The 9281-nt window shown below is 55.7% G+C and carries 12 protein-coding genes; 8 read left to right on the forward strand and 4 right to left on the reverse strand.

Annotation, left to right across the window (positions count from 1 at the left end; translation table 11 throughout):
• The first annotated feature begins 169 nt into the window (after positions 1 to 169).
• The gene (locus tag Q0239_RS17315; RefSeq protein ID WP_298605177.1) at positions 170 to 967 is read left to right on the forward strand and encodes a class I mannose-6-phosphate isomerase; all 798 of its coding nucleotides are present in this window, start codon (positions 170 to 172) and stop codon (positions 965 to 967) included.
• A 267-nt stretch (positions 968 to 1234) separates the two neighbouring features.
• Here Q0239_RS17315 and Q0239_RS17320 read toward each other — a convergent pair whose 3' ends face one another.
• The gene (locus Q0239_RS17320; RefSeq protein WP_298605178.1) at positions 1235 to 1663 is read right to left on the reverse strand and encodes a DUF1801 domain-containing protein; all 429 of its coding nucleotides are present in this window, start codon (positions 1661 to 1663) and stop codon (positions 1235 to 1237) included.
• Positions 1664 to 1745: 82 nt separating this feature from the next.
• Complete coding sequence (locus Q0239_RS17325) at positions 1746 to 2816, reverse strand: tetratricopeptide repeat protein (protein WP_298605180.1); 1071 nt, start codon at positions 2814 to 2816, stop codon at positions 1746 to 1748.
• A gap of 141 nt (positions 2817 to 2957) precedes the next feature.
• On the opposite strand from Q0239_RS17325, the gene Q0239_RS17330 reads away from it, so the two are divergent.
• Positions 2958 to 3527 (forward strand): TMEM165/GDT1 family protein, encoded by a 570-nt coding sequence (locus Q0239_RS17330; RefSeq protein WP_298605182.1) that lies wholly within the window; start codon positions 2958 to 2960, stop codon positions 3525 to 3527.
• Here Q0239_RS17330 and Q0239_RS17335 read toward each other — a convergent pair.
• A complete protein-coding gene (locus tag Q0239_RS17335; RefSeq protein ID WP_298605184.1) occupies positions 3524 to 4102 on the reverse strand; it encodes a TetR/AcrR family transcriptional regulator in 579 nt (192 codons plus the stop codon). The two genes, Q0239_RS17330 and Q0239_RS17335, sit on opposite strands and share 4 nt — an antisense overlap.
• 62 nt (positions 4103 to 4164) lie before the next feature.
• Here Q0239_RS17335 and Q0239_RS17340 point away from each other — a divergent pair, with 62 nt between their 5' ends.
• The 4 genes from Q0239_RS17340 to Q0239_RS17355 are packed head-to-tail and all read left to right on the forward strand — an operon-like array spanning position 4165 to position 6427.
• Positions 4165 to 4590, forward strand: a complete 426-nt coding sequence (locus Q0239_RS17340; protein WP_298605186.1) for a hypothetical protein — start codon at positions 4165 to 4167, stop codon at positions 4588 to 4590.
• Complete coding sequence (locus tag Q0239_RS17345) at positions 4590 to 5315, forward strand: hypothetical protein (RefSeq protein ID WP_298605188.1); 726 nt, start codon at positions 4590 to 4592, stop codon at positions 5313 to 5315. Before Q0239_RS17340 ends, Q0239_RS17345 begins: the two co-directional genes overlap by 1 nt.
• Positions 5316 to 5325: 10 nt before the next feature.
• Positions 5326 to 6051, forward strand: a complete 726-nt coding sequence (locus Q0239_RS17350; RefSeq protein WP_298605190.1) for a DUF4386 family protein — start codon at positions 5326 to 5328, stop codon at positions 6049 to 6051.
• Positions 6044 to 6427, forward strand: a complete 384-nt coding sequence (locus tag Q0239_RS17355) for a helix-turn-helix transcriptional regulator (protein WP_298605192.1) — start codon at positions 6044 to 6046, stop codon at positions 6425 to 6427. Before Q0239_RS17350 ends, Q0239_RS17355 begins: the two co-directional genes overlap by 8 nt.
• Positions 6428 to 6682: 255 nt before the next feature.
• On the opposite strand, the gene Q0239_RS17360 is transcribed toward Q0239_RS17355, so the two are convergent.
• Positions 6683 to 7120 carry a hypothetical protein gene (locus Q0239_RS17360; RefSeq protein WP_298605194.1) on the reverse strand — a complete coding sequence of 146 codons (438 nt, stop codon included), beginning with the start codon at positions 7118 to 7120 and terminating at the stop codon, positions 6683 to 6685.
• 229 nt (positions 7121 to 7349) lie between these two features.
• Here Q0239_RS17360 and Q0239_RS17365 point away from each other — a divergent pair, with 229 nt between their 5' ends.
• Positions 7350 to 8570 carry an argininosuccinate synthase gene (locus Q0239_RS17365; RefSeq protein WP_298605196.1) on the forward strand — a complete coding sequence of 407 codons (1221 nt, stop codon included), beginning with the start codon at positions 7350 to 7352 and terminating at the stop codon, positions 8568 to 8570.
• A gap of 142 nt (positions 8571 to 8712) precedes the next feature.
• Positions 8713 to 9281 (forward strand): DUF2837 family protein (locus tag Q0239_RS17370; RefSeq protein WP_298605198.1); only part of this gene is annotated, 569 nt, incomplete at its 3' end.

Below are 9281 nucleotides of genomic sequence, written 5' to 3' on the forward strand. Positions count from 1 at the left end.
AATCTGCAATCCGGCGCGGTCAACATATACGGTCATTTTTGGCTCCAGAGTGAACAATGGTGCCCGGGGAGAGTTATATTGTTCGCCGGGCCCTAGCGAGACTTTGCGGATTTCCAAAGCGGAAAGTTGGATAGGATATGGTAAGCTGTTGCTGCTAAAGGGAGTTTCGATGTTTCTGGAACGCCACTTTGTTGAAAAGCCCTGGGGGCGGGATGATCTCCCGCCCGAATTTGGCGCGCATGGTTGGCAGCGGATCGGCGAGATCTGGTATAATGGCGTCGGGCAATCACCCCTTCCGCTGCTGGTCAAATGGATGTTCACTTCGGAAAAACTCTCGATTCAGGTGCATCCCTTGGAGGCGGATGCGAAGCAGCGGGGACTGGCTTCGGGCAAGGAAGAATGCTGGTACATCGTTGATGCCGAACCCGGTGCGGTATTGGGCATCGGCACGAATCGGGCGCTATCGGCAGAAGAGTTGCGCACCGCATCGCTATCTGGAGAAATCGAACAACTTCTCGATTGGAAAACGGTGCGCGCGGGCGACTATTTCTACATCCCGGCGGGCACAATTCATGCCATTGGCGCAGGCATCACGCTGGTTGAGGTTCAGCAACCTGCGGACATCACCTATCGCCTTTTCGCTTATGGGCGCCCGCGCGAACTGCACCTTGAAGATGGTGTCGCTGTGGCACTTCCAGCACCTTATGCGGATGCCCGGTCTGGGCATGTTTCGGGGAATCTGAAACTGGCGGAAGGACCACATTTCTGGCTTCACCATATAGTGGATGAAGCAGGAAAGGGCAGCATTAAAGACGGCGGACCCTATTGGCTCGTGCCGGGTTTCAGGCACTCGACACATGATGGCGTGCCAACGGCCCCCGGCGGCTGCATCATAGGTGGTTCACTTGAGCAGCTTCAAGTGGGACAAGATTCTTCACTGTTGATTGCAGGAATTACAAAGGCATAAGTGGTTAAGCGCCTACTAGTACAACCTGCGGCTTGAAAGTGAATCAACCTCTGCTAGACACCCCGTTTTACAATTTGCGGGAGGATACCAATCCTCCGCAGAAGAGGGTCCATACGGGATGGAAGACAGAGAATTGATCGCTCTTGGCCTTGTTGCCTTGATGCTGATTATCGGTGCATTTCTGATTGCCCGGAGAATAAGCGCAAAACGTGCATTTGAGTATAGGCAGTCAGGTCGCGGTAAGACCCTTAACGACTGACAGCGGTTTCAGACTGGCGGATATTTGTCCGCCATATAGGCGAGCGAACGCGCGCACAGCTCTTCTAGTGCCGCTTGGTCAATATCCGCCATTTTCTTGATATAGAGGCACGATTTGCCGGTTTTGTGCCTGCCGAGGCGCGCCATGAGTTCGGGTTGGCCCTCGAATCCGTCGATCAGATAGAGCACAGTCTGCCCCTTGCGCGGTGAAAAGCCGATCCGGCACATGTCGCCTTCGCGCCCGCTTTCATATTTGTAGTGATAGCTGCCAAATCCGATAATCGACGGGCCCCACATCTTCGCGGACTCGCCCGACAACCGCTCCATCAGAGCGCGGAGCTTCTCGGCGTCTGCGCGCTGGTCGGCGTCGGCGACGGCGGCGATAAAATCGTCAACACAGAGTTCCGATGGCTTGGTCTTGTTTTCGTTTTTGGACATCGCAAACCTCCCGTCATGACGAACTTACCGTCTCGAAAGGATGCTGCCAATTGCTGTGACGAGAAACAATAGTTGCGTTTACTCAACCGTCGCAGTCGTTCCAATAATCCTTGCTGGTAGTGCAACTTTGCAAACCGGAATAGTGGTTCACTGTACAAACCGTTTTCATGGGACATGCTTTGCGCGCGGCGGGCGAATATCCACCGGCTGCCGCTTGGCGCGCATATGCCTTAACCGCCTGCTGCCGGATCGGGTTCAGGATGCCCTGCACATTTGAATCGCCATTACGAATGGCCTGATCGAGCCAGTAGAGCGCATCTTCCTTGTGTTTCTGGGCATCGTCGCTAGCCATCAATGCTCCCGATGCAAGCGCCATCCCGTAAACTTCGCCTTCTTCCGCAATGGCAAGTGCAATGCGATAGGCTCGGGCGGTGTCTTTGGGTACGCCCTTGCCTTCGGTGAGCATGGTAGCCGCCATTGTTGCTGCGAAAAGATGGCCACTGCGCGCGGCTTGTTCGAAATAGCCGAACGCCTTTTTGGGATTTTTCGACGTGCCGACGCCCTCATAATTCATGACCCCGGCACGAAAAAGCGCATCCACTTGGCCAGATTTGGCCGCAGCTTCAATCAACGGCAGGCCTTTTTTATAGTCCTTTTTCCCGAAACTGCCCATGTTGTGCATCGTTCCAAGGATGAATAGCGCGTTGGGATCGCCCTTGTCGGCCGCTTGCTGAATCAGCGCAACGCCATCCCCAGGCGTTTTGTCAGCGAACATACCGTTCAGATACGAAAAGCCGAGTTCGAAGGCGGCGACCGGGTCTTTCTGCTTGTTCCAGTAATTTTCGGTGACCGCCCGCCCATCGTTGGTAGCAATGGCGCGATCTTTTGCGCGCGTGGCAATGGATTGCGGGACGGCTGGGCAGGTTTGACCTGCTTTGCCAGCATTTTCATGAGCTTTCGCCCATTCAATGTCAAACGCGGGTAGTTGCTTTCCATTGTCCAGTTCGCTGATCAGCAGGTCATAAGCGATGTGGCAATCGGCACGAAGATGATAGAGCTTGGTCGGATCCGGCATTCCCCGGTTTTTGATGTCCAAACCGGCAACGCCGGTAATTGCGATCGTTGCCAGCACGATACCCAAGAAAAAACGCATAACTGCCCATCCCCCTTCTGCCCGATATCGGAACCCGATATTCGGCACATGCGAGCAGAAAGCTTGGAAAAATGCGCCACCAAGAAAATTTCTTGGATACTGGCTGGCCTAACTCAGTTTGCGATGCCAAAGGCGCGCAGCATGTTGACTGCATTTTTTGCCTCCACCGCCATCGTTGCCTTTGCCGAGATTGGCGACAAGACGATGCTGCTCGCCATTTTGCTGGCCACCCGTTTCCGTGAGCCCTTGCCAATCATCTTCGGAATTCTCGCTGCAACCTTGCTCAATCATGCACTTGCGGCCTTTGCCGGGCAGCAGGTGGCAGGCCTGCTCGACGCACCCTGGTTTCGGTGGGCCGTGGCATTGGGCTTTGTCGCAATGGCGTTATGGACGCTGGTGCCCGACAAGATTGACGAGGACGAGGGCGAGGTCAGCCATAAGGGCAGCGTGTTCCTGACTACAGCAATCGCCTTCTTCCTCGTCGAGATGGGAGATAAGACGCAGGTCGCTACAGTCGCATTGGGGGCGCAATATCAGTCGGTGGTTGCGGTCGCGGCGGGCACCACACTGGGCATGATGATCGCCAACGTGCCTGCCGTCTATCTGGGCGAAGAATTGGTGAAGCGGGTGTCCCTCAACGTGATGCGTTGGACCGCTGCGGGATTGTTTCTCGCGTTGGGCGTTTGGCAGCTTTGGGCTCTGGCCAGTTAAGGTAGCAAGGCTTCAATCAGGGCAATATGTCTCGGATGGCCGGTTTTCTCATCGGTCAGGCCGATAAAGTTCCCATCAATCCGCAATAATACATATCCGTGGATGATCGAGCACATGGCAACCACTCGGCTCATTATACTGATGTTAGGTGGATCGCCAAATTGGGTGATCATCTTGGTTACCATGCCGAACAAATGGTCGGTCATGGCATTCAATTCCTCGTCCGAAGCATCGAGCATATCGCTACGCCACATCAGGCGGTAGCGATTGGGCTTGTTAAGACCATAATTGTGAAATTCATCGACGAAGGCGATGAGCTGACTTCGGGCATCGGGCATTTCGCGGATGCCTGTAGACTGGATTGCGTGCTTTAATTCTTCAAAACAATGAATGGCCAAACCGGTCAGTAATGCCCGTCGATCGGGGAAATGATTGACCGGTGCCGCGTGCGATACACCCGCCTTACGCGCGACCGCACGAATGGAGACCGCTTCGACACCTTCTGCATCGAGCAGATCCAAGGCCGCTTCAATCAAAGCTTGCTTCAGAGCACCATGATGGTGGGCTTTCTTCATTTTTCTATATTGACACTGTCAATAAGATTGGTCAAATTGACAGTGTCAATATTGGAATCTTCATGGCTCGTATTATCCTTCTCGCTCTTTGCCTGTTACCAATAGGTGTTCTCACGCCCATATTGGAAATCGGACCGACACACGTTTTCAACCCTGATTGGCCCGGACATGCGCGGGTTCACGAAGTTTGGCAACTGATAACAAACGCTTCGCTGGCGGGCCTTGCACTCTGGTTTGCGCTATCGCGTCGTGACATCAAAACGGCCAGTTTGCTCGGCTTGCTGGTCAACTCGGCCTTTCTTGTATCGGTGCTGCTGGCTCCTGCTTACGGTGGAACGATGCGGCACAGCGACGGCACCGAGATCGCCCTTGGCGGGGTGAACCTTGCTGTGGCGATCATGGTGGCCGCAACCATAGGGCTTTTGGCCATCTATCTTGACGATCGCATGAGCGGCAAACGCCGATCTGGCTTGGACGGGCAGGCTTAATGACCATGTCCAGTGCCATTTTTCTCCCTCTGCTCATCCTGCATATAGCCGCCGGCCTCGTAGCACTATCATCCGGGGTCGTTGCCATGATGAGCCGCAAGTCGGGTGGCGGTCTTCACGCCCGGGCTGGCCACTATTTCTACCTGTCGATGTCGGCCATGGCCGTATCGGCCGCGCTGCTGACGGCATGGGAACCGGACAGGCTGTCGCTAGGTGCTGCGATCTGGACGTTCTACCTCGTGCACACTTCGCGCCAGTCGGCGATAAGCCGAACGGGCAAACTGGATCGGGTATCGCAATGGTTGGCACCTGTCGGTCTGTTTGCAACCCTGCTGTTTCTGCACGGTGGCCTGATAGCGCTCGATTCCGCAAATGGCGAATTTCAGGATATGCCTGCAACCGCCTATTTTGTGTTCGGTTCGCTTGCCTCGTTGAGCCTACTGTTCGATTTGAGTGTGCTTTATCGCGGAGGGTTGAAACCGCGGCAACGCGTCGCCCGCCACCTTTGGCGGATGATGACAGCCTACTTCCTTGCTGCAACGTCACTTTTCCTCGGACAGCAGGATGATGTGTTTCCCTTCATGAAGGGTTCCCCAATTCTTCTCCTCCCTTCGCTTTTCACCCTCGGTTTTCTGACATTCTGGGCAATTCGGTTTCGCTTTGCCCGCAACTGGCTGGGCAATCGCCCCGCCAATGCGGCGCAAGCGAAACCAGCCCAAATATGAAGGAAATATAATGACCAATCTGACCAATGCTGGCCGCTGGATCGGTGGCGCCGTTCTTGCTGGCTACATACTCGATATTTCGTCCAACTTCTTTCTGCAGCCAATGATCCGCAACGGCACGGGTGCCATGGGACTTTTTGGTGGTGCGGCAGAACAGCCCGGGTTGATCAGCCTGATAGTTCTGATTGGAATGGTATCTGGCGTGATTTCACTCATCTGGGCGGCATTGCTGTGCCAACTTTCGACGGCGCGGCCTTTCGCCTGGCTTGCCTTTCTGTATCTCGGCTTGAAGGCGAGTTCATTCGGGATGGGGGGCAGTGAAATCGCCAGCTACTCAATTTTCCGTTCGATTGGCGACGCAATGCTTGCCGCGCCGGGCAGCGATCTGGCGAAGTTAGCCGAACCTATCTGGACACTGGTAACGAGCCAGCGCGATGGGCTGCATTTCCCCCATATGTTGCTCGGCGGCACCGGCGCATTCGTTTTTTATGTGATCTTGTACCAAAGCCGCTGGATTCCGCGGTGGCTGGCTACAGCCGGCCTGTTGGCGACAGCGTCGCAAATGACGGGCGGTCTTCACCGGCGTGCTCTTTGGAGAGGTGATATTCTACTTTCTCGCACCACTAGCGCTGGTTCAACTGGTCGTTGGGTTATGGCTTGTATGGCGTGGGTTTGTAGCGGATCCGGCTTCCGAAGATCCGGCGCTGCGGCAGTTGCAAAGTTGAGACGTGTTTGAGGTGAACCACCCGCACATTAGCTTTGCAGAAGGCACGTCGGAAGAGCGGAGCACCGATCGCGTGGTCTTGCTGGTTATAATCGACAAAGGCGACTCCTTACCAATGGATCGCCTTTGCGCACTTTTGCCAGAAGCCGACATTGTACCGACCGGCCTCCAGCCGGATTTATTTGCTGAACATGACCCCGCAAAAATTCAGGCGCCGCCGACACTTACGGCCCGCCAGCTCGAAATTCTGCACTATGTGTCCAAAGGAATGACCAACAAGGAAATCGCCAGAATTTTGGGCATTTCCAACTTTACCGTCAGAAATCACGTCTCAAAATTGCTGAATGCACTAAATGTGTCCAAGCGTCAGGAGCTGCGGGCTACGTAGGCAATGTGCGACGCTGCCGCATTAAAGCGTCATCCGGTTTGCAACAATGGACTGGGATGAAGTCTGAATTCGTCCGTGCGAATGCGCCCTTATGCCTGTCTTCACTCGCCTGCGTCTGCAGGCGACAGGATGCAGGTTGGCGCTGAGCGTGACATGCCCGCCTTGCGGCATTGTCACGCCAAGCACGGTAGGATGGCAAGGCCGAAGAGGGTTGATTTTGCAGTGACGCAAGTCGCAATCGAAAATTTCGTCAACTCATGGGCTATTGCGTCGGAAAATATTGGTTCGAATGATTGGGGTGCCTTTGTCGTCCCAGCTTACAGCCTTTTCGGTCATCAGCCTGCCGTCTGATGAAACCGTGTAAAGTCTGGTCGACGCCGGGCGTCCCTCTTTTGCCAAGGCAAGCAACATTACATATGGCAATGGAGTGGTAACCGCCGCAGTGTCAGCTTCCAGCTGGTCGCCTGTAATCGGTGCGGCCATCCCGCCCAATGCATAAACGCCGGTCATTTCCCTGACGCTATCGTCTTGCGCGATGATCGACACTTTAGTCGACCACTTATCTTCACCTGCCTCTGCAAAAGTAATTGTCACGCTTTTCGGACGCATATCGGCCGGAGCCTGCATTTGTGTGACATCCAGGCTCCACATACCCAATAAGGGGGACTGTTGCGCAGCTTGCGCGTCGCTCATGTAGCCGATTTGTGTGACGGTCGCGGCAAGTAGTACAAGGACTGGTCGAGCTAAGTTCATGTGAGCCTTCTGGTTGCAGTTTGTTCGAATGGCTGGTGGGCAATTGCAGCAATCGGAGCAAGTTTTTTGATGTACTGGAACATTTGGGCCAATTCGAGCGCATTGCTTGCACCCAACCCCGCCCCCTGCTAGCGGCGCGGCCACGATTGTTGCACGCAAAGGTTCTCCCATGAAAGATTCGGTCAAACGCGTTGTTCTTGCCTATTCGGGCGGTCTCGACACCAGCGTCATCCTGAAATGGCTGCAGGTCGAATATGGCTGTGAGGTTGTAACCTTCACGGCGGATCTTGGTCAGGGAGAGGAGCTGGAGCCTGCGCGCGCCAAGGCGGTGCTGATGGGCATTCCCGACCATCACATCTATATCGACGATCTGCGCGAAGAATTCGTCCGCGATTTCGTCTTCCCGATGATGCGCGCCAATGCCCGCTATGAAGGCGATTACCTGCTCGGCACATCGATCGCCCGCCCGCTGATTTCGAAGCGGCTGATCGAGATCGCTCGCGAGACTGGCGCTGATGCCATTGCGCATGGTGCGACTGGCAAGGGTAATGACCAGGTGCGTTTCGAACTGTCGGCCTATGCGCTCAACCCCGACATCAAGGTAATTGCTCCCTGGCGCGAATGGGATCTGACCAGCCGTACCCGCCTCATTGAATGGGCTGAACAACATCAGATTCCGGTGCCCAAGGACAAGCGCGGCGAAAGCCCCTTTTCAACCGACGCGAACCTGTTGCACACCTCGTCCGAAGGCAAATGCCTTGAGGATCCGTGGGACGAAACCCCGGACTATGTCTATTCGCGCACGGTTAACCCCGAAGACGCGCCCGACACACCCGAATATATCACCATCGATTTCGAAAAGGGCGATGGCGTTGCGTTGAACGGCGAAGCGATGTCGCCCGCAACTTTGCTAGCGGCTTTGAACGACCTTGGCCGCAAGCATGGCATTGGCCGTCTCGATCTGGTCGAGAACCGCTTTGTCGGTATGAAATCGCGCGGCATGTATGAAACGCCGGGCGGTGAAATCTATGCCCGCGCGCATCGCGGCATTGAAAGCATCACGCTTGATCGGGGTGCGGCGCATCTCAAGGATGAGCTGATGCCGAAATATGCCGAGCTTATCTACAACGGCTTCTGGTTCTCGCCTGAACGCGAGATGTTGCAGGCGGCAATTGACCATAGTCAGGCCAATGTCTCAGGCACGGTGCGGGTGAAGCTGTACAAGGGCAACGCCTCGGTCGTCGGGCGCAAATCGCCTAACAGCCTGTACAGCGAGAAGGTCGTAACCTTTGAGGACGATGCCGGTGCCTATGACCAGAAGGACGCGGCAGGCTTTATCAAGCTGAACGCGCTCCGCCTGCGTTTGCTGGCGCGGCAGGGCAAGGATTGAGGCCAAGGCAGAACAAAAAACTGTGTCACCCCCGACCTGATCGGGGGGGCATGGTCTGCCACAGACGTCTAAACCGGCATTTCAGACCATGGATTCCCGCTTTCGCGGGAATGACAATATTGTTAGCGAGTTTGCGAACATTATGGACTGGCCGCTTTTCAACATCTGCCTGCTGACGCTGGTAATTCATTTGATTGGCGCGCTGGCCTATGCCGCGCGGATTGCGGGGGTGCGGACGAGCAAGATTGCCCTCAGTTTTGCGTTGTTCAACGTGCTCGTACTCGTCTCGCGCACCTCGAACAGTTTCCTTGGCCCCTTCCTTGCGAAGCGGATTGAGAATGCGATCGCGGACGGGACGGGCGAGCGGCTCCTCATGGACATGCGGCTGGTGCTGCTCTCGGCCACAGTTGCAACCATCCTCGGTGCGCTCGCCGTGCCAACGGTGCAACGCTGGTTCACGGCCGCCATTGACGAGTTCCAGCACCACCGTTCGGTCGGCAAATTGCTGTGGAGCGCGATGACGCCCAAGGGCATGAAGACCGTGGTGAAAGCGGTGAAACTGCCGAGTAGCCAGCATCTGAAACTCTGGACCAAGCCTGCGGCGGCTTCGCGGCGGGGGCATTTCGGGGAAGTTGTTGTCGCCGCCCTCCCTGCCCCCCGCCGCGGTGGCCCCGCTCCTGTCGGGTTCCCCCCCCCCCCAGTCCCCCCGGC

The sequence above is a fragment of the uncultured Sphingorhabdus sp. genome (assembly GCF_937872355.1).
GTDB lineage: Bacteria > Pseudomonadota > Alphaproteobacteria > Sphingomonadales > Sphingomonadaceae > Sphingorhabdus_B.